14 protein-coding genes and 1 pseudogene are annotated in these 19,977 nt (G+C 68.8%); 7 read left to right on the top strand and 8 right to left on the bottom strand.

Features of this window, described 5'->3' with window-relative positions; translation table 11 throughout:
- Nucleotides 1-606, bottom strand: a pseudogene (locus U9983_RS03915) (hypothetical protein); the annotation flags it as partial.
- 452 nt (nucleotides 607-1,058) lie between these two features.
- Here U9983_RS03915 and U9983_RS03910 point away from each other — a divergent pair.
- On the top strand, nucleotides 1,059-1,313 hold the full coding sequence (locus tag U9983_RS03910) for an exodeoxyribonuclease VII small subunit (protein WP_322752697.1): 255 nt from the start codon (nucleotides 1,059-1,061) through the stop codon (nucleotides 1,311-1,313).
- A gap of 9 nt (nucleotides 1,314-1,322) precedes the next feature.
- Here U9983_RS03910 and U9983_RS03905 read toward each other — a convergent pair whose 3' ends face one another.
- The 4 genes from U9983_RS03905 to U9983_RS03890 form a co-directional block, all read right to left on the bottom strand.
- Nucleotides 1,323-5,543, bottom strand: a complete 4,221-nt coding sequence (locus U9983_RS03905; RefSeq protein ID WP_322752696.1) for a serine/threonine-protein kinase — start codon at nucleotides 5,541-5,543, stop codon at nucleotides 1,323-1,325.
- A gap of 110 nt (nucleotides 5,544-5,653) precedes the next feature.
- Nucleotides 5,654-6,796: an FHA domain-containing protein gene (locus U9983_RS03900; protein WP_322752695.1), complete on the bottom strand. Its 1,143-nt coding sequence runs from the start codon at nucleotides 6,794-6,796 to the stop codon at nucleotides 5,654-5,656.
- A gap of 52 nt (nucleotides 6,797-6,848) precedes the next feature.
- The gene (locus U9983_RS03895; protein ID WP_322752694.1) at nucleotides 6,849-7,772 is read right to left on the bottom strand and encodes a hypothetical protein; all 924 of its coding nucleotides are present in this window, start codon (nucleotides 7,770-7,772) and stop codon (nucleotides 6,849-6,851) included.
- A gap of 287 nt (nucleotides 7,773-8,059) precedes the next feature.
- The gene (locus tag U9983_RS03890) at nucleotides 8,060-8,617 is read right to left on the bottom strand and encodes a DUF4245 domain-containing protein (RefSeq protein WP_322752693.1); all 558 of its coding nucleotides are present in this window, start codon (nucleotides 8,615-8,617) and stop codon (nucleotides 8,060-8,062) included.
- Between the two features lie 446 nt (nucleotides 8,618-9,063).
- Here U9983_RS03890 and glpX point away from each other — a divergent pair, with 446 nt between their 5' ends.
- Entirely contained in the window at nucleotides 9,064-10,086 is a 1,023-nt protein-coding gene (gene glpX, locus U9983_RS03885; protein ID WP_322747658.1) for a class II fructose-bisphosphatase, read from the top strand.
- A 155-nt stretch (nucleotides 10,087-10,241) separates the two neighbouring features.
- Nucleotides 10,242-10,928: a sterol desaturase family protein gene (locus tag U9983_RS03880; RefSeq protein ID WP_322752692.1), complete on the top strand. Its 687-nt coding sequence runs from the start codon at nucleotides 10,242-10,244 to the stop codon at nucleotides 10,926-10,928.
- On the opposite strand, the gene U9983_RS03875 is transcribed toward U9983_RS03880, so the two are convergent.
- Complete coding sequence (locus tag U9983_RS03875; protein WP_322752691.1) at nucleotides 10,918-11,745, bottom strand: glycoside hydrolase family 16 protein; 828 nt, start codon at nucleotides 11,743-11,745, stop codon at nucleotides 10,918-10,920. The two genes, U9983_RS03880 and U9983_RS03875, sit on opposite strands and share 11 nt — an antisense overlap.
- Before the next feature lie 1,369 nt (nucleotides 11,746-13,114).
- Here U9983_RS03875 and U9983_RS03870 point away from each other — a divergent pair.
- Nucleotides 13,115-14,506, top strand: a complete 1,392-nt coding sequence (locus U9983_RS03870; protein ID WP_322752690.1) for a class II fumarate hydratase — start codon at nucleotides 13,115-13,117, stop codon at nucleotides 14,504-14,506.
- Nucleotides 14,507-15,070: 564 nt separating this feature from the next.
- A complete protein-coding gene (gene sthA, locus U9983_RS03865) occupies nucleotides 15,071-16,480 on the top strand; it encodes a Si-specific NAD(P)(+) transhydrogenase (protein WP_322752689.1) in 1,410 nt (469 codons plus the stop codon).
- Here sthA and U9983_RS03860 read toward each other — a convergent pair.
- Complete coding sequence (locus U9983_RS03860) at nucleotides 16,470-17,039, bottom strand: NUDIX hydrolase (protein ID WP_322752688.1); 570 nt, start codon at nucleotides 17,037-17,039, stop codon at nucleotides 16,470-16,472. The genes sthA and U9983_RS03860 overlap by 11 nt on opposite strands.
- A gap of 452 nt (nucleotides 17,040-17,491) precedes the next feature.
- Between U9983_RS03860 and U9983_RS03855 the strand changes: the two genes are divergently transcribed.
- Nucleotides 17,492-18,028 carry a hypothetical protein gene (locus tag U9983_RS03855; protein ID WP_322752687.1) on the top strand — a complete coding sequence of 179 codons (537 nt, stop codon included), beginning with the start codon at nucleotides 17,492-17,494 and terminating at the stop codon, nucleotides 18,026-18,028.
- Nucleotides 18,029-18,318: 290 nt separating this feature from the next.
- Nucleotides 18,319-18,984, top strand: a complete 666-nt coding sequence (locus U9983_RS03850; protein ID WP_322752686.1) for a helix-turn-helix domain-containing protein — start codon at nucleotides 18,319-18,321, stop codon at nucleotides 18,982-18,984.
- A 463-nt stretch (nucleotides 18,985-19,447) separates the two neighbouring features.
- Here the strand turns inward: U9983_RS03850 and U9983_RS03845 are convergent, their stop codons facing one another.
- Nucleotides 19,448-19,921 carry an SRPBCC family protein gene (locus tag U9983_RS03845; protein WP_322752685.1) on the bottom strand — a complete coding sequence of 158 codons (474 nt, stop codon included), beginning with the start codon at nucleotides 19,919-19,921 and terminating at the stop codon, nucleotides 19,448-19,450.
- Nucleotides 19,922-19,977 lie beyond the last annotated feature (56 nt).

Here is a 19,977-nt window from a genome sequence, read left to right as displayed (position 1 = left end):
CAGGCGGGCCGCTGCCAGGCAGAACTCCTGCTCGTCCTCGTCGGCTCCGGTGACGGCGGCCCATTCGGTGTGCAGCGCCGTCCCGGTGACACCCTGTTCAGCCAGCCGGGTCAGGACGGCGCCGACCACGGCCGCCAGTTCGCGCTCGACCTGGGCTCGTGGAGTTCGCGCGTGGCCATGGCCAAGGTAGCGGATCGGTTGATCGGAAGAGACCTCATGGTCATCCCGCCACAGCAGACGGGTCGAAGAACCCTCCGGGACGATGATGAGATCAGGCCAACGGAAACCGTCGCCTGCCGATCGCAGGCTGTGCCGGAGCAGGCCGTCGTGGGTCGCAGCATCGGGGAACGGACCGTCGAGCGCTCTGTTGGGTCGGGCGTCGGCCGCAAGGGACCACCAGTTGAAGGCGATCCACTCGGCGAGTGGGTACAGCGGGCAGTAGATCGAACGACGAGCGCTACCCGACCCGAGGTCCTCCACCAGGGAGACGGGCCGTGTGCCGACAAGGATCTCCAACCGTGCCCAGGTGGCCCGAAGTTCGGGAGAACGCACGCCGGGCGCGGGCTCCCACTCCCACTGGAAGCGCAGTTCAGGTGCTTCCGCCATCACACCCCCGAAGGCCATTGCGACGGTTGCAGAGGGTAACCCTTGTACTGACCCTAGCCCTGATTGACCAGACGGCCCTCGTAGCAGACCCCTTCGCGGCGATGCCAGACATAACGCGGGAAGTCTCCTTCCCACGGTGGACCAACGGTTCCGGCGAGGATCGCACTGCGAAGCCAACCGGTCAGCTCGGCCGGATCAGCCAACGCAGGATCACACTTGGTCGCATCGGCGCGCAACCGCGGCTGCCGTCCGGCGAAGGAAGGCGCCGTCTTGTGTTCCGCACTGCCGACATATGAGACACGCTCCGCGATGCGGGACAGCACAACGCCCTCCGGGGGCGGACTGATCCGGCGGCGGAGGGGACGCTGGCGTCGTGGAGCGCGCACGTCCCAAGTATGACCCATACGTGATCGAAAAAAACAGCCGCGGCTGTCGACTCCCAGGAGGTATCGGTGGCAGGTTCGCAGGATGCGCCGGCGACACACGAGGCTCCGCCGACGTATGAGCGGGCCCGGGCGGAGCTGGAGGATGTCGTCCGCCGGCTGGAGGCCGGCGGCATCACCCTGGAGGAGTCGCTGTCACTGTGGGAACGCGGTGAGGCGCTCGCACGAGCGTGCCAGTCCTTCCTGGACGGTGCCCGCGCCCGCCTCGACGCCGCCCAGTCCGAGGCCGCCCAGTCCGAGGCGGCCCAGCCCGACGCGGGATAGGCCCCCGGGTCAGCCCACATCCCACAGGCGCACGGTTCTGTCGTCGCCGGCGCTGGCCAGGGTGCGACCGTCCGGGGCGAACACCACCGCCTTCACCCAGCCGGTGTGGCCGGTCAGCGGCGGACCGAGCGGACGGGGGGCGGACCGTGCGGTGATGTCCCACAACCGCACCGTCGCGTCCTCGCCGGCGCTGGCCAGGGTGCAACCATCCGCAGCGAACGCCACCGCCCCCACCCGGCCGGTGTGGCCGGTCAGCGGCGGACCGAGCACGCGGGGGCTACGGGCGGCGTGGCCGATCAAGGGGGCGAGCAGGCGGGGACGAGGAGCGGTGATGTCCCACAGCCGCACCGTCCTGTCGACGCCGGCGGTGGCCACGGTGCGCCCGTCCGGGGCGAACTCCACCGACCACACGTCACCGGTGTGGCCGGTCAGCGGCTCACCGAGCGGGCGGGGACGGCGTTCGCTCACGTCCCACAGGCGCACCGGGCCGGTACCGCTGAGGTCAGCACCGGCGCTGGCAAGGATGCGGTTGTCCGGCGAGAACATCACTGACCGCACCGGACCGATGGAGCCGGCCAGGGGCGGGCCAAACGGACGGGGAGCGGACCGGTCGGCGACATCCCACAACCGCACCGTCCCGTCCCTGCCCGTGCTGGCCAGAATCCGGCCGTCGGGCAGGAACACCACCGACCACACCCGGTCGGTGTGGCCGGTCAACGGCTCACCGAGCGGACGGGGGCGGCGGGCGGTGACGTCCCACAGCCGCACCGTCCGATCGGCGCTCGCGCTGGCCAGAATCGTGCCGTCCGGGGAGAACACCACCGCCTCCACCCGGTCGGTGTGGCCGCTCAGGGGTGGGCCGAACGGACGGGGAGCGGACCGGTCGGCGACATCCCACAACCGCACCATCCGGTCCGCGCCGGCGCTGGCCAGGATGCGACCGTCCGGGGAGAACGCCACCGAGATCACCCAGCCCGTGTGGCCGGTCAGCCGCTGACCGAGGCTGCGGGGGTCGGGAACGGGCGCCGGTTTGCGGGCCGCCGGCTTCTGGACGGTCGGCTTCTGGGCGGACGGCTTCTGGGCGGGCGCAGGCTCGGGCATCTTCACCGTCGGGGCCGCCGGGGCAGAAGCCGCGGCAGCCTTCTTGGCGGGGGCTGGCTTTGTGGCAGCGGCCGGTGTGGCCGGTGTGGCCGGTGTGGCCGGTGCGGCCGACCCGCAGTCCCACAGCCGCACGGTCCTGTCGTCGCCGGCGCTGGCCAGCGTGGCGCCGTCCGGGGCGAACGCCACCGACCACACGGTGCCGGTATGGCCGGAAAACGGCTTACCGAGCGGACGGGGGGCGGCGGGATCAGCCACATCCCACAACCGCACCGTCGTGTCGATGCTGGCGGTGGCCAGCCTTCGACCGTCCGGGGCGAACGCCACCGACCGCACCTGGTTGGTGTGACCGGTCAGGGGATCGCCGAGTGGACGGGGAACAGCCCGGCCGGTCAGCTTCCACAGGCGCACTGTCTTGTCGCTACCCGCACTGACCAGAATCCCGCCGTCCGGGGAGAACGCCACCGACAGCACCCGGTTGGTGTGACCGGTCAGGGGATCGCCGAACGGACGCGGGGCGGCGGTGTCGGCCACATCCCACAACCGCACGGTCTTGTCGTTGCCGGCGCTGGCCAGTGTGCGGCCATCCGGGGAGAACGCCACCGAGAACACCGAGTCGGTGTGACCGGTCAGCGGCCGACCCAGCGGGCGGAGCGCGGTCGGGTCGGTCACATCCCACAACCGCACGGTCTTGTCGTTGACGGCGCCGGCGCTGGCCAATGTGCGGCCATCCGGAGAGAACGCCACCGCAAGGACCGGGTCGGTGTGGCCGGTCAGAGGAGCGCCGAGCGGACGGGGGCTGGACGGATCGGCCACATCCCACAACCGCACCCTGCGGTCGGCACTGCCGCTGGCCAGGATCTCCCCGTCCGGGGAGAACGCCACCGACCGCACCTGGTTGAGATAGCCGGTCAGGGGATCGCCCAGCGGGCGGGGATCGCAGGGGTCGGCCACATCCCACAACCGCACCGTCTTGTCGCCGCCGGCGCTGGCCAGTGTGCGGCCGTGCGGGGCGAACGCCACCGAGAACACGGGGCTGGTGTGGCCGGTCAGCGGTCGGCTGAGCGGCCGGGGGCCGGATGCCGGTGCGGGGGCCTTCGCCGCCGGTGCGGGGGCCACCGTCGGCGCTACCGCCAGGGCCGCCGGTGCGGGGGGCTTGGCGGGCGGTGACACCCGGGCGGGCAACCCGCAGTCCCACAGCCGAACGGTGAAGTCCGCGCCGGAGGTGGCGAGGGTGCGGCCGTCCGGAGCGAACACGACCGCGTTCACGATGCTGGTGTGGCCGGTCAGCGGCTCGCCGAGAGGGCGGGGGGCGGCGGGATCAGCCACGTCCCACAACCACAGCGCCTTGTCATCACCGGCGCTGGCCAGGGTGGCGCCGTCCGGGGAGAACACCACCGACCGTACCCGCCCGGTGTGACCGGTCAGTGGCTCACCGATCGACCTGGGGACGGACGGATCGGTGATGTCCCACAGCCGCACCATCTTGTCGCCGCCCGCGGTCGCAAGGATCCCGCTGTCCGGCGAGAAGGCCACCGACCACACCTTGGCGGTGTCACCGGCCAACGGCTCACCAAGTGGACGCGGGATGGACCGGTCCCGCACATCCCACAACCGCACCACCACCGAGCCGTCGCCGGTGGAAGCCAGCATGCGACCGTCCGGAGAGAACGCCACCGCGTCCACCCTGTCGGTGGGAACGGACAGCGGTTCTCCGACCGGACGGGGAGCGGACGGGTCGGCCACATCCCACAACCGCACGGTCCTGCCGTTGCCGGCACTGGCCAGCGTGGCGCCATCCGGAGAGAACGCCACCGCACGCACCCGACCAGCGGGACTGATCAACGGTTCACCGAGTAGACGGGGAGCGGACGGGTCGGCCACATCCCACAACCGCACCGTTTTGTCGTCACCGGCACTGGCCAGGATGCGGCCGGCCGGGGCGAACGCCACCGCCCGCACCGGGCCGGCATGGCCGGGCAGCGGCCCACCCAGCCGGCGGGACGCGGACGGGTCGGCCACATCCCACAACCGCACCGTCGTGTCGTTGCCGGCGCTGGCCAGGATCTGCCCGTCCGGGGAGAACGCCACCGAGAACACCGAGCTGAGGTGACCGGTCAGCGCAGGGCCGAGTGTGCGCAGGCCGGGAGCCGGCGCCCGCCGGACAGGCTGCGGAGTCCGATCGGCGGGCGCCGGCTGCGGCGCCGGCTGCGGCGCCGGCTGCGGCACGCGAGCGATGGGCGGCGGTGGGTAGTCGGCGGCCTCGCGGATGTCGTCGTCGAGGCGCAGGCCGACGCCGGAACGGGCAGTCCACCGCGGGCCGTAGACGAGGCAGGCAGCGCGGGCAAGATCGAGGGCGAATGCGCGGGCCGACGGCTGGCGTGCGGCCGGTTTCTTGGCCAGCGCCCGCATGACCACCTCCGCGACCTGGGCGGGCACCCCGGCGGGCGGTGCGGGGATGGTGTCGAGATGGTGCCGCAACTGTGCGAGCAGCGGCAGTGTGGGGTCGAACAGCGGCGCCCCGGCGAGCAGTTCGTACAGGAGCACACCGAGCGCGTACAGGTCGGTGGCCGGCCCCAATCGGCCTTCGAGGATCTGCTCAGGCGCCATGTACTGGGCCGTCCCGATGATCCGGCTCGCGGTGGCCGCCGACCCGTCGAGGAGTTTCGCGATCCCGAAGTCGGTCACCTTCACCAGGCCGGTGGCGTCGAACAGAATGTTGTCCGGTTTGATGTCGCGGTGCAGCACGCCCTGGGAATGTGCACAGGTCAGCGCCTGCGCGACGGCCAGGCCGACCGCGCAGGCGCCTTCGGCCGGTAGGCCTGCCCGCCGACTGGTCAGAGTCCCCCCTGCCAGCAGCTCCATCACGATGAGGCACAGGCCGTCGTCCTCGACGTAGTCGTGGACCCGGACCACATGCGGATGATCAAAACTGGCGAGCAGCCGCGCCTCCGCGGCGAAACCGGCAGGGGCGTCCTCCTTCGCCGAGGACAACACTTTGATCGCGACATCGCGTTCCAGGTGGCGGTGCCGGCCCGCCAGGACATGCGCGAACCCGCCGGCACCCAGCCCGGCGCCCAGCTCGTAATGGGGTAATGCGGCGGCTATCCGCTCCCGGTCAACAACAAACATGCGCAGGTGGCAGCCGGATAACGGCAATCCCGATCCCCACCAGTACAAACCCGCCCATCATCCCCCCTGCGCACTGTGGTGATTCTAACCATCACCAGCCGGAGTCAGGCTCACACCGACATGGTGGGTGCGGCAGCGCCCGGTGGGACGGGGGTCTGCGGGACGCCGGCCCGCCAGTCCTCGGGAAGTTCGGCGGGGAAGATCCGGCCGCTGCGGGTGAGGATCACGCTGGGGGCGAGTTCGACCTCGTCACCGGGGTGGAATCGCCGGTCGACCTGGGGAGGCAGCTGTTCCCAGGGCCCCAGCCGCCCCCGCTTGTCGACGGTCCGCATCCGGGAACCGTAGCTGCTGACGTCGCGGAGCAGGACCAGTCCCTGCTGGAGCGAGACGACCACGTGCTCGCGGCTGACCGTGGCCGCGGCCTCCGGGTCCAGCAGGCTGATCAGCGCGATTCCGGGGTCGGGGTAACGTCCCACCGGCGTCACGGAGTCCTCGTCCAGGGTGTAACGGGCCACGCAGGTGCCGTTGATGACGACCTTGAGTTGGGCGGTGGCGGGCCGCGGGCCATCGTCGCGCAGGGGTACCCGGTGCTGCTGGCAGGTGGGTACGCCGCGGTGCATGCGGGGTAGGAGCACCCGGTCACCGCTGTGAATGTCATAGAGCGAACAGCGCCGTTCCGGGCAGCGCCAGGCCCGGGTGAGCACCTCGATCAGCGGGGTCCGGTCGGGGCCGAGCAGACCCTGCTTCTTGAGTGCGGCGAGTTCCTCCCGGCGGGAGATCTGGGCCGGTGTTCGGACGCCCATATCCAGCGGGACGAGTGTGACGGTGCCGCCAGGCCCGGGTGTGGGCTTGAGGAACTGCGAGGTGTTCCCCTGGATCCAGGTGTGCTCGGTGCGGTAGGCGTCGTAACGGTCACCGGTGATGACCGGGACGCGGGTCATGCCGGCGATCTCAAGAACCCGGTCGTCCGCGTCGGGGACCTCCTCGACCAGACCGTCGGCAACCCAGCGACGGAGCCGGCCGACATCCGTCTGATCGGTGAACTCCCTGCTGCCGCCCAGCAGGCTGGCATCGGCGATCAGATAAACGCGGACGTCCGGGTCCCCGGTGAGCCTCACCAGGGCCGCCACCACGAGGTCGAGCCGAGGCAGGGACCGCAGGCCCGGCCCCCCGATCGACCGCTCACGCACGATGTTGGAGAGATCGACCAGGTAGTCGGCGCGGTCCGCCGAGGTCACCAGGTTGTGTTCCATCAAGCCCCCGTACGGCTGGCGTGTCTGGTGAGCACCAGCCTACGAAACGCGTTCAGGAGGCGAGGGCCGGGGTGTTGCGCCAGGTGGTGACCGCATCGGTGAGGTCGCGGATGGGCGGGTCGGAGGCGAACGGGCGGGCGTCGGTGAGGATGAGGTCGAGCCGTCTGCCGACGTGCGCGGTCTGGAACGGGGTGGCGAGGTCCAGCCCTTCGAGGGCGAGCGCCGAGACACGTGCCGGGTCCGGGTTCTTGCTGCGGATCACGGCCATGGCCTCGTCGAGGCGGACGTAGGAGCGCTGATGCACGTTTTCCGTGCCTGCGGCCGACGTGACGATGGCGTTGAACTCCCGGACGTCGTCGGGCCGTCCCAGGTAAGCGAAGGCTGTCGCGGCGGCCGACCCGAAACTGACCGGGTGGTAGGAGTCCAGGTCATGGACGATGGTGGCGTGTATCGGGCCGCGCTGTTGCGGGGTCAGGGATGCGACGATCGCCCCGGCTTCGTCAATCGCGGCCACAGCACCGTCCGCATCGCCGACCTCAGCTCTCGCCCAGGCCACACCGTCCGTGAGGAGGATCGCCCGCTGCGGCCCGGACGGGGCATAGCGCAATCCGTCCAGCGCGTACTCCTCGGCGCCACGGGGGTTGCCCGCGTAGTCCTCGACGATCCCCTGCATGTACCGCGTCCACGCCATGAGCTGCGGGTCCTCCAGCAGCTCACCGCGGCGGAAGGCTTCGGCGAGGGAGAGCCGCGCGGCATCCGTCTGGCCGGCGTTGTTGTGCACCCAGCCGCGCAGGCCGGCGCCGATCCCGGCCTGGCGCCACAGCCGGGCCTGGTCGGCGGGGCGCAGGCTGAGCTGCCCGAGCGCGTCGGTGACCTGCTGCATCTCGGCGATCCGCCCGAGCAGCACGGTCGGCGGGGTCGTCGGGTAGTCCGCGACGATAGCTTTCCAGCTGGACGTCGACGAGGGCCAGCCCACCCGAGCCGGAGGCGGTCCTGTCCAGGGCGAGCAGCCTGTCCAGCGGGGTGAGCGCGGATGCGACCGCCACCCCGGCGACCGTCAGGCCGGCCGTTGCGGCAAGTGCTTCGAGGAGATCCCGGCGGTTCGTGGCAGCCTCCCCGATCAGCCGCTGCACAGACATGACAGGCACGCCATGGTCTGTGAGCGCGATGGTCTCTTGCGTCGTTGTTTCGCGCGTGGCCTTCTCATCGTGCACGCCCTGGCACGCCCTGGCACGCCCTGGCACGCCCTGTCACGCGCCTTTGTCAGGCGGTGTGCGGACGCAGGGAGGAGGCCAGGGTCCCCAGGTCGGCGGCGGACGCACCGCCCTCGCCGCCACCGTCGGAGACGATCAGTACGACATCGCCGACCTGGCGGGTGAACGCGAGGTGGCCGGCATCGTCCCGCCTTTCCTGCCAGGACTCCCCCGCCAACCGTGCGGTCCCCGTCACCGGCCGGTCGCCCAGGACCCGCGCTACCGCGTCGGCCGCATTGCCCTGGTTGAGCTGGGCGTACGTACGGTTGCCCGGACGGTCGACCACGTAGCCGATGCGCAGCTCGACCACGTTCGCGCGGGACGCACCGGGGGGCGGCTGCGTCCGGATCGACGTGGCCTTCCAGTAGCTGGGCAGACCCGCCGGTTCGGCGACGTCAAACGGCGCCGAACGCGCGAACGCGGCCAGCGGGGCGGCCGTGTCCACCGCGCTCACCGGGTCCGAGCCACCCCTTGGCATGAACAGGGTGAACAGCGCCACCCCAAGCATCACAACACCGAGGGACAGCACCATGTCCCGGATCGTTTCCTGACCGCGTCGTCGTGCCACCCGTCCATCCTGACGTCCCGTCCCGAGCCGGACCCGACGGGGCAGCCGACCCGGGGGCCAAGGGCCAAGGGCCAGGGGCGGGGCTGGGGTGGAGTGGAGTGGGCCAACTAACAGGACGCCGTGCGGCCCAGCCACACGCGCAAAGGCCGACTGGCGATAAACAATGGACGAGCGTCCGGCACGCCCCCTCCGCGGGCCGGACGCCCTCGTCCTGCGTGGCACCTTCGTTCTCTGGTGCCACCTTCGTTCTCTGTGCAGTTCGACGCACAACCGACGACTGGCGTTGCGTCGGCACCGGCAACCGTGGTGTCAGACATCCGACACCCGATGGATCAACCACAGGCCAGGCGGCCTCGCAGTGGTACGCCCCCGACCGGCCGGGCGCTGAGATCGGCCGTCACACCGCCGGTGGGCGCACGGACGCGGGTGCAATTACGCTCGGATGCGTGGCAGCAGACAGCAATCTTCCTGATCCTCTCGCCGTCCAGGGGCAAGCGCCCGATCGCAACCTCGCTCTCGAGCTCGTCCGGGTGACCGAGGCGGCTGCGCTCGCCGCCGCCCGATGGGTCGGGCGCGGCGACAAGAACGGCGCGGACCAGGCCGCCGTCGACGCCATGCGGCGGCTCGTCGGCACGGTGTCGATGCGCGGGATCGTCGTCATCGGTGAGGGCGAGAAGGACGAAGCCCCGATGCTCTTCAACGGTGAGGAGGTCGGGTCGGGCGAGGGTCCCGAATGCGACGTCGCGGTCGACCCGGTGGACGGCACCACGCTCACCGCCAAGGGCATGAACAACGCGATCGCGGTGATGGCCGTGTCCGAACGCGGGTCCATGTACGACGCGAGCGCCTGCTTCTACATGGAGAAGCTGGTCACCGGACCTGAGGCCGCCGCCGTGGTGGACATCACAGCGCCCGTCGAGGACAACATCCGCGCCGTCGCCAAGGCCAAGGGCGTGCATCCACGGGATGTGACCGTCGTCGTCCTGGAGCGTCCGCGCCACGTCAACCTGGTCGAACAGATCCGTGCGGCCGGTGCCCGGGTGAAGCTCATCTCCGACGGGGATGTGGCCGGCGCGGTCATGGCCGCGTCCGCCGACACCGGCGCCGACCTGCTGCTGGGCATCGGCGGCACCCCTGAAGGAATCATCGCCGCGTGCGCGGTGGCCTGTATCGGCGGTGTCATCCAGGGACGGCTCTGGCCGCGGGATCCCGACGAACAGAAAAGGGTCTTCGACGCCGGCCATGACCCCACGCGCGTTCTGACCACGCGCGAGCTCGTGAACAGCGACAACGTCTTCTTCGTCGCCACCGGCATTACCGACGGCGAGTTGCTGGCCGGGGTCCGCTACCGGCCCGGTGGGGCGAACACGTCATCCCTGGTTATGCGATCGCGCAGTGGGACGGTCCGCCGGGTGGACAGCCAGCACCAGTTGACCAAGCTCCAGGCCTACTCAACGGTGCCGTTCTGATCAGGGCAAGGAGCCTGGCCAGCCCAACGGCTCCGGGCAAACCGCCGGCACCAGGTGAGCTGACGGCAAGTGAGCTGACGGCAAGTGAGCTGACGGCAAGCGAGGCGACACCGAGCGGGCCGACGGCGGTGTTGCCGTTGCGGGCGGGCGCCTGGGTGACGCGCGTCGTCGTCGCGACCGCCGCTCGTCTGGACAGACCCGGTCCGCACGGACGCGCCACCCAGGTCACCACACTGCCCGACGCCGCCCGGTGTTTTCTGCGTCATCCCCGGCCATCGGTGCTGCTGGGCACCGTCGGGAGCCTGGCGACCGTGCGGCTCGCCCGTGGACGCTTCGGGCGGGCCGATGTCCTGGTCGCCGCGTCGATGGTGGCCATGCAGCCGTTTGTCGAATGGGCGGTCCACCGGGAGATCCTGCATGCCCAGCCGACCAGCCCGATCGGCCGTGCCTTCTACCGGACCGCCGGCAGGGGGCACGAGCAGCACCACCGTGACCCGACGAGCCTGGACACGATGTTCGTACGTCCGCAGGAGGTGCTTGGCGGCGGCACGATCGCCCTTGCCACAGCCGTTTTCGGATCACCTGGGGCGGCGACCGCGGCGCTGTGCGCGGCGGCGGGCCTACTCGCCTACGACTGGACCCACTTCCTCATCCACAGCAGCTACCAGCCTCGAAGCAAAATGTACCGACGGCACTGGCGCAACCACCGTCTGCACCACTTCCGTAACGAGCGCTACTGGCTCGGAGTCACGTCGAATATCGGTGACATCGTTCTGGGAACCAACCCGCCACGTGACGCGGTTGCGATCTCACCGACGGCAACGCGCGCACCTACCCGGTGAGTTGTCGCGGAGCCGCCCATATCCGCACCTGGTCGACGTACATGGTGACTGTCGCGGGTGTCTGGCTGGTCCGGCACGGGATCGCGGAGGTACAGCCCTTGTCCAGCTGCAGGGCCAGATGCATCGCAGACGTCGACGGGATCGGGCTGAACGCACCCGCGGTGCTCGGCGCGCTCACCGTCCATTCCGGCACACCGTTGAGATAGAACGTGATCGATCGGGGCAGCCACTCGACCGCGATCGTGTGCCACTGGGAGTAGTCGCCGGGCAGGTAGTGCCACGCCACATGATTGTTCGATCCGTTGTGGACGAAGCTCGACGCACCCTGGCGGTTTCCGTTGATCGCTTCTAGCAGGTCGATCTCACCGTCGGTGGGCCAGTGGCCGGACGCCGGCCACAGCAACACCACCCCCGAGTAGCCATCCCCACGCTCAACCCGGACGCGGACCTCCCAGCGTCCATACCGCAGGTCGGTCTTGCTGGCGATCCCGCCGGACAGGTCCCGCCCGGCGGCGTCGAAGCCGCCGGTAAGACGCAGCGTGCCACCCGCGACCGTGGCCCGGGCCGCCGACCGTGGGAAGGCAGCCGCGTTCGGGCTGTCATAGACCCACCAGTTTCGAAGGTCGACACCCTTGCCGTCGAACTGTTCGACGAACAGCGGGGCGCCCCAGGCCGCGACCGCCGAGGCCGATCGCGGGTCGGCGATACGCGCCGGCCCGCCGCCGAGCACGGCGGGGTCCGTGCACGCCGTGGCAGCGCTGAACGCCACAACACAAGCCGCGAGCAGCGGCAGGACAACGCGAGGCCTGGTACGCATCTGAGGGCAACCCAACATCCGGGCGGGTCAGGCCCCCGCTGACCCGCGCAACCGGCTTTCCTGTCGCCAGCGAACCTAACACGGAAAGTAATCAGTCGGACGCGAAACGCTTACGTTGCGTGACGCGAATTGCCGGTCACCGGAGAGCACCCACACAGCACCGAAAACACCCGTTCTGCTGACGAACCCCGCTGAGGATGGACACCATTCAGCAGTGACCGTATGCCTGCGCCCCGACCGTATGCCGCCGGGTGAAACGAGCTCTGACCGGCTGGCCGGTCGCAGCATTCCGCGGGCCATTGTGCACACCGACCTCGTCAGTCAGGCTATTTCCTGGATGCGCCTCGATGCACCTCGATGCACCTGGATGCACAGAACCAGTTCTTGTAATCGTCTCCGGGGTTTCCCGTCGTGCTTTGTCCGGACTACCTACCGGGGCTGGTGGTGCGGACGGGTGCGTCGCGCTGCTGACCTTTCAGCGACTGGTCCGGGTTCCGGGTGGGAATGGTGGTTGCGTCGGCGCCGGGATCGCTGGTCGCAGGACCGCCGGTCGAGGAGCCGCTGGTCGGGGACACGGACGCGATCGCCCTGCGCCCGGCAAGACCCAGCGCTCTGGCGAGGGGCGGCCCGGCGGCAGCCGACACCATCGCGACCGAAGCATCCAACGTGCCCGGGACGGTGACCGAACTACCGCCCGGTACAGCCGAATCCCCATGCCCACACGCACTGGTGGCCGATACTACGGCCAGAGCCGCGAGGCACGCCAGCACACAACGGAGACTGGAACGCATGACCGCCGCCATCTCACCTGTCCAGGCGGCCGACCCAGTCGTTACCGCGAAGCTGTTCCCCGCGTTACCATTCTCCGCGTTATCATTTACCGCGTTATCATTTACCGCGTTACCATTCACCGCGTCGATGCCAACGATAGCACCAGACGATGCCGAACCCGGGGAGATCTGTGCGACGCCGGGAACGACAACTGCCAGACAGTTGTTCCAGTGTCCACCCCACCCGAAAAGGCGTGATCGCGCCGTTTTGACCAGCCAGCCGAACAGTGCGAACGGATAAATAATTTGGCCTACATGTGTCCGGTCGATGATTCATGAACGACACATCGGGTCACCAGCCCGGTCGGTCTGAGCAATTGTGATCGATCTCATCATGATCAATGCCATCTACCCGCCGACGCCTCCGTCAGTGGCCCGACCGGCGCGCCCGGCACACTCCCGGCCCACTCCGTGCCCACGCGGCGGATGGCGGCTCCGATCTGTCCGGCGGATCTTCGATCACGTGGCTCGGCCAGGCCCTAACCTCCAGGACGGAAGGTAGCCGTCGAACGGGTAACGACCGGTGGGAGCGGGAGCACATGAGCGAGCAGGACTACCGCATCGAGCACGACTCAATGGGCGAGGTGCGGGTGCCGGCCACAGCCAGGTGGCGGGCGCAGACGCAGCGTGCGGTCGAGAACTTCCCCGTGTCGGGCCAGCGGATCTCCCGGGCCCACATCGCCGCGCTCGCCCAGATCAAGGCAGCCGCGGCGACCGTCAACGCCACGCTCGCAGTCCTGGACCCGGAGATCGCCGCTGCGATCTGCGCGGCCGCCGTGGAGGTCATCGACGGGCGCTGCGACGAGCACTTCCCGATCGACGTATTCCAGACCGGCAGTGGGACGTCATCCAACATGAACACCAACGAGGTGCTGGCGACGCTCGCCACCGAGCGGCTCGGCCGGCCGGTGCACCCCAACGACCACGTCAACGCCTCGCAGTCGTCCAATGACGTGTTCCCCTCCTCGATCCATGTCGCCGCGACGCAGGCGATCGTCCACGACCTCATCCCCGCGCTTGCCCATCTGGCCACGTCGTTGGAGCGCAAGAGCGTCGAGTTCGCCGAGGTCGTGAAGTCCGGGCGCACGCACCTGATGGATGCAACGCCGGTGACCCTCGGGCAGGAGTTCGGCGGATACGCGGCCGCGGTCCGCTATGGCGTGGAGCGCCTGCACGGCGCGCTGCCTCGGATCGGTGAGCTGCCGCTGGGTGGCACCGCTGTGGGCACCGGCATCAACACCCCGCCGGGCTTTGCCGCGGCGGTCATCGAGCAGCTGGTCGCGTCCACCGGCCTGCCACTGTCGGAGGCACGCAACCACTTCGAGGCCCAGGCGTCCCGGGACGCTCTGGTCGAGGCGTCCGGTGTGCTGCGGGTGATCGCACTGTCCCTCTACAAAGTTGCCAACGACCTGCGGTGGGCGTCGTCGGGTCCGCGCGCGGGACTCGGGGAGATCCGCCTGCCCGACCTCCAGCCAGGATCCTCGATCATGCCCGGAAAGGTGAACCCGGTCATCCCCGAGGCCGTGTGCCAGGTTGTCGCGCAGGTCGTCGGTAACGACGCGGCCGTTGCGTTCGGTGGCTCCGCGGGCAACTTCGAACTGAACGTGATGTTGCCTGTAATCGCGCGGAACCTGCTTGAGTCGATCCATATCCTGTCCACCATCAGTCGACTGTTTGCGGACCGTTGCGTGGACGGCATCGTGGCGGACGTCGAGCGCTGCCGGCGGTTTGCCGAGTCCTCTCCGTCCATCGTGACGCCGCTCAACCGCTATATCGGATACGAAGAGGCCGCCAAGGTGGCCAAGCAGTCCCTGGCTGAGGAGAAGACGATCCGGGAGGTTGTCCTCGAACGCGGCTATGTGGCCGCCGGCACACTCACCGAAGAGCAGTTGGACGCCGCGCTGGACGTCCTGTCAATGACTCACCCATAGGCCTCCGAGCGCGCAAAAAGCGCGATCGCGCACTCTTCGGCCCCACGACTCACCCATAGAAACCCCCAGGCCTCCGAGTGCGCGAAAAACATGATCGCGCACTCTTCGGCCCCACGACTCACCCGTAGAAACCCCAAGGGAGATATACCCTCGCCGATTTCCGGTCCGAAACATTTCCTCCGGATCAGCGCCCGCTCGGACCCCGCACCGGTGCGATCACAGCGGCCGGGAAGGCGCCGGACCGTTCGTGGCCGGCGAACGGCGGGGGCCGTGGAAGACCCCCCAGCAAGCCCCCACGACCCCCGCACCCGGTTCAACGACACGATCCGGTGGAGGTTACGGGCAGCCGGAAGATTTTTTCGGCTGCGCCGGACGGATCCCCCCGCGCCGACCCGTCGACACCGAGCGCATCCATGTCATCACCCGAAACGGGCTGTGCTGCCCGCCGGTGCGAAAGACCCCCGCGAAGAAGAAGTAACAACCTGGCGATTGGGGTGTCGCGGGCCTCCCGGCCGGATAGCCTCACAGTAATCGATCGTGGGGCTTTTACGTGAGGAGGTGACGATGTACGATTACGACCTCCTCGTCATCGGGTCGGGTCCGGGTGGGCAGAAAGCGGCTATCGCCGCCGCTAAGCTGGGCCGTCGGGTGGCGATCGTCGACCGTCGTGACATGGTCGGCGGAGTCTGTATCAATACCGGCACAATCCCGTCAAAAACACTGCGCGAGGCTGTGCTCTACCTCACCGGCATGACTCAGCGGGAGATGTACGGGCAGAGTTACCGACTCAAGGACGACATTACGGTCGGCGACCTGTCCTCACGCACGCAGCATGTCATCGGACGTGAGATCGACGTCATTCGCAGCCAGCTCAGCCGCAACCGGGTCACCCTGCTCATCGGTACGGCGAGCTTCATCGACGCGCACACAATCAGCATCAAGGGTACCGACGAGGTCGACGAGCGGCGGGTCCACGCGGAAAAGATCATCATTGCGACCGGAACGCGGCCGGCCCGGCCGGACACGGTCGACTTCGACGGCCGCACCGTGGTCGACAGTGACCAGATCCTGGCCCTCGACAAGATTCCCGGCTCCATGGTTGTGGTCGGTGCCGGTGTGATCGGTATCGAGTACGCATCCATGTTCGCGGCGCTCGGTACGAAGGTGACAGTGGTCGAACGCAGGGACCGGATGCTCGACTTCTGCGACGTCGAGGTAGTCGAAGCTCTTAAATATCATCTGCGAGACCTTGCCGTAACATTCAGATTCCGCGAGTCGGTGGTGTCGGTGGGACGCCACAACGGCGGGACGTTGACGTTGCTGGAGAGCGGCAAGAGGCTGCCCGCGGACACCGTCATGTACTCGGCCGGTCGCCAGGGGCTCACCACGGCGCTGAACCTCGCCAACGCGGGTCTGAGCGCCGACAACCGCGGTCGGATCAAGGTGGGTTCGGATTTCCGGACCGAGATGGATCACATCTACGCAGTCGGGGATGTCATCGGCTTCCCCGCCCTGGCCGCGACATCCATGGAGCAGGGCCGGCTCGCCGCCTACTCGGCCTGCGGCGAGGACGTTCATGTGATGCGGCACGACCTGATGCCCATCGGGGTCTACACCATCCCCGAGATCTCCTATGTCGGCAGCACCGAGGACGAGCTCACCGAACGGGCCGTGCCGTTCGAGGTGGGCGTTGCCCGCTACCGGGAGCTGGCCCGCGGCCAGATCGTCGGAGATTCCTACGGCATGCTGAAACTCCTGGTCAGTTCAATCGACCGCAAACTGCTCGGCGTACACGTCTTCGGCACCGGTGCCACCGAGCTCGTCCACATCGGCCAGACCGTGATGGGCTGTGACGGCACGATCGACTACCTGGTCGACGCCGTGTTCAACTATCCGACACTAGCCGAGTCCTACAAGGTGGCCGCATTGGACGCGATGAACAAGATGCGCGCCATCGCCCGCTTCAGCGGCTGACGCGCGCCCACCCGGATCGGGCGCTGTGGACGCGCAGCTTGTCCCCCAGGATGCCGGGGAGTTCCTCGAGGAGTATCCATCGGTGATCGGGGATCTCCCCTGAAGGTAGACACACCGTTACATCTGGAACATGTAGAACAAAACGAACATCATAGTGTATATGGGCAGGTTCATCCCAGGCACTGTCCGCCGGGATGATGTGCGCCTCAATATCCACCGGTCGGGCAGTGTCCGGAATCACAACGTTCGTGGCGATTCCGGTCTCCCGGGCAAGCTGACGCAGTGCTGTGCCGAACAGGGACCGATCGACTGCCTCGACATGCCCCCCGGGAAGCAGCCAGCGGGCCAGGCGCCGATGGTGGATATGCAACACCCGCCAGTCGGATGTGACCACGACCGCACGGCACGTGACATGCCCCGGCATCGTAGCGCGATCGGTCACCGAACTCGGCCCGGCCATCGCGGCCAGCACCAGGGGACCCACCGTCTCAAGTTCGCCCGGGTTTTCCTCAAGGTAGTTGAGAACCACCCCGGCGACCGCATTGTTGCTCACTGCCACGGCACATCACAGTACCGGCGAGAAGCCGCTCCGGGATGGCTGGGGGCGTGTCGGACGCTGCCGTTTCCATCATGTTCACGAGGTCCACCGCGGCTACCGGGCCCGAATGGAGCTGGCACATCCCAGCGACCGCACGCGTTTACCCATGAAGCTGCCCGGTGTGAAACGACTCCGGGGGTCGCACCCGGCGCTCCCGTGTCGCCAGACCGACAGGATCCCGTCCGTGTTCCGGGGACTGGGGACTTGGGCTTTGGGACTTGGGCCTGAGGCCTGGGGCCTTCGGCGCTGACAGCCCGACGACAACCGGGGCGATCTGTCGGATGTGCCGCCTATGGTGTGGTGACCGGCACCAGTGGTGAAAGCCACACTGGTCCGGCCGGCGGATCCAGGTGACCGGGGGCGGTCACGCATCGCGTGTCTACGTCCCCGGGTCCATGAAGGGGGAGATCAGGTTGGGCGCTCGCGAGGGTCTGGCAGGTTCGGCCCGATCCGGCCGGTACCGGATGGCGGCGGCAGCCGCGGGCGCAGGCCTGGCCCTGCTGCTTCTCGGGGCATGTGATGGATCATCGAATGTCGGCGGGACAACATCGTCGGCAGGCTCCTCAACCGGGGCGAACTCGTTGCCGACAAGCTTGCCGACGGCCTTTCCGACATCGCTGCCCGGTGGCCAGCATGTGACCGACGGGGCCGATGCCCTCAAGGAACCGAACGTACCGGCCGGCTTCCCGATCCCGCCGGGCGCCAAGGTCAATGGCGGCACGGCCGGCACCAGCCAGTCCACCGTGGCCTTGACCGGTGTGTCCGACACGGCGGTGACGAACTTCTACCGCACGGCGCTGCCAGCGGCCGGTTACACCATCACCAGCGACAACCAGATTCCCGGCCTGGCCACGGCCATGGGATTCCGCGGTCACGGCGTGACCGGCACCATCGACGCAGCCGGTGTAGGCACGGCCAACGGCGCGATCATTACCTTCCGTAAGGAGTAGGTGACTACGGAGGTACGAGGGACGGAGCCGAGGCTGCTCGGCTCACGGCACCTGGCCGCATCCGGCAGGCCTGCACCCGGCAGGCCTGCACCCGCAACTGTTTGACTTGGCGCCGACACCAGGGCAGATTACGTTATAGTCCAAATTGGGCTATAAATTGCTAAATGGTGGCCGATGTTGGTTGACCACCGAGCGGCTGACGCCGTGCCGCGACGACCCGCGGCCGGCTCCGCTCGGTGGGTCTCCTCCAGCTGACTCCAGCATTACTGGACATCGTCGGAGCATGCCGGATGACTGACCCCGCCAGGCACCGCAGGTACCGCTCCCCGCTTCGCACCGAACAGGCTCGTCAGACCCGGCTACGCATCCTGGAAGCGGCCAGAGAGCTCTTCCGTGCGCAGGGCTACGCACCAACGACGATCAGCACAATCAGCAAGGCGGCCGGTGTCGCACCCGACACCGTTTATGACGCCTTCCGGTCCAAGCGTGGGCTGCTCAAGGAACTGCTGGGCCTCAGCGGCACGCAACATGCGGATGACATCCGGGATCACGCGATGCCGGGCCGGGTGGAACCGCCCGCGATCCGCCAGGAAATCGATCAACGACGGCAGATCGCGATGTTCGCCGCGGACGCCTCCCACCAGCTCGAACGTCTGCGGCCCCTCGATGACATCCTGCGCGGTGCGGCCGCCACCGACCGTGAAATGGCGGCTTTCCGGGAGAACCAGCAGCTCGGTCAGCGGCGGCAGACGATGACGACCGTGGCACTCTGGATCTCTGAACGCGGACCCCTGCGTGACGGGATGCCGGTCGATCAGGCAGCCGCGGTGATCTGGACGCTCACCGCGCCGGAGGTTCACCACATGCTGCGCGTGATCTGGCAGTGGACCGCGGAACAGTACGAGACCTGGCTGGGCCGGACGCTCACGGACACGCTGCTTCCCCGATCACTGTAGAGCGCTGGGGCACACAGGAAACGCACAGATGACACCCACCGTGCTCGGCGACCTGCGCACCCATCTCGCCGTGCACGGCCCGTTGCCCTATCGCGGCAGCCCGCGGTAAGGGCATGTTGCTCCTGCGCACATCACCACATCTTGTGCTCGACGGCATCCAACTGGCCGCCGAGGCCGTCAACGCGACGCAGGCGTTTCTGTGCACGCATCATGATCACATGGCCGGCCGGACCGACACGCCGTCCAGGGCAGCTGCAAGCCGCCCTGGACGAGCGCGCCACCGCCGGCGTCGACCGGATCCCGGTAGGGCTGTTCCCCGTCCCCCCGAGGTTTCTCGCCGGTGAGGCGACCGCCCTGGTCAACACGATCAACGGCGGGGAAGCCATCCCCCGGTTCACCCCGCCGGCGAGTGTCCGACGCCGGCGCTGGCGCTGCTCCCGGCCGGCGAACCGTGACTGGCGGTTCAGGTGGCGGGCGACGGCGGGCCCGCGCCGGAAACCGCAACCCTGGCGAGGCGGCGGGCCAACCCGGTGATGAACAACCTCGCGCCGAGGGCCACCACGGCGCCCGTGCCGGGCACCAGCGGAACAAAACTACCCTGCCAAATGATCTGGGTACCACCGCTGTCCAACGGAGACAGATCAACCGTCCCGAGGTAGTCCCGGGCCGGCAGCCCCCGGTGAAGCCGGTAGGCATGCCGGTGACCCGGCACATACTCGACGATCTCCTCCCGGGCGTACAGCGGCGGCCGACCGAGCCGACGCACCGCGCCCACGCCACCCGGCGCGGGCGTACCCTCCCGCTCCCACCAGGACCGCGACACGAGCGGACCCGCCCACCGCGACCAGCCCGCGCCGTCCGCCAGCAGATCGAACACCGCCGACGGCGACGCCGCCGACGTCTGGGTCACCATGAACACACGGCGCCGACCGCTCATGACCCGTCCACGGCTGGTTGCCGCACTGGTACTCCACGGCCGATTTCGATCACCGG

Source organism: Protofrankia sp. Cas3, from assembly GCF_963555955.1.
GTDB lineage: Bacteria > Actinomycetota > Actinomycetes > Frankiales > Frankiaceae > Protofrankia.
This window is presented reverse-complemented; position numbering and strand designations above follow the sequence as displayed.

Coding starts and splice junctions, on each gene's coding strand:
- U9983_RS03905 (WP_322752696.1), bottom strand. CDS start 5,543: ATGTTTGTTGTTGACCGGGAGCGGATAGCCGCCGCATTACCCCATTAC.
- U9983_RS03900 (WP_322752695.1), bottom strand. CDS start 6,796: ATGGAACACAACCTGGTGACCTCGGCGGACCGCGCCGACTACCTGGTC.
- U9983_RS03875 (WP_322752691.1), bottom strand. CDS start 11,745: ATGCGTACCAGGCCTCGCGTTGTCCTGCCGCTGCTCGCGGCTTGTGTT.
- U9983_RS03870 (WP_322752690.1), top strand. CDS start 13,115: ATGAGCGAGCAGGACTACCGCATCGAGCACGACTCAATGGGCGAGGTG.
- sthA (WP_322752689.1), top strand. CDS start 15,071: ATGTACGATTACGACCTCCTCGTCATCGGGTCGGGTCCGGGTGGGCAG.
- U9983_RS03850 (WP_322752686.1), top strand. CDS start 18,319: ATGACTGACCCCGCCAGGCACCGCAGGTACCGCTCCCCGCTTCGCACC.
- U9983_RS03845 (WP_322752685.1), bottom strand. CDS start 19,921: ATGAGCGGTCGGCGCCGTGTGTTCATGGTGACCCAGACGTCGGCGGCG.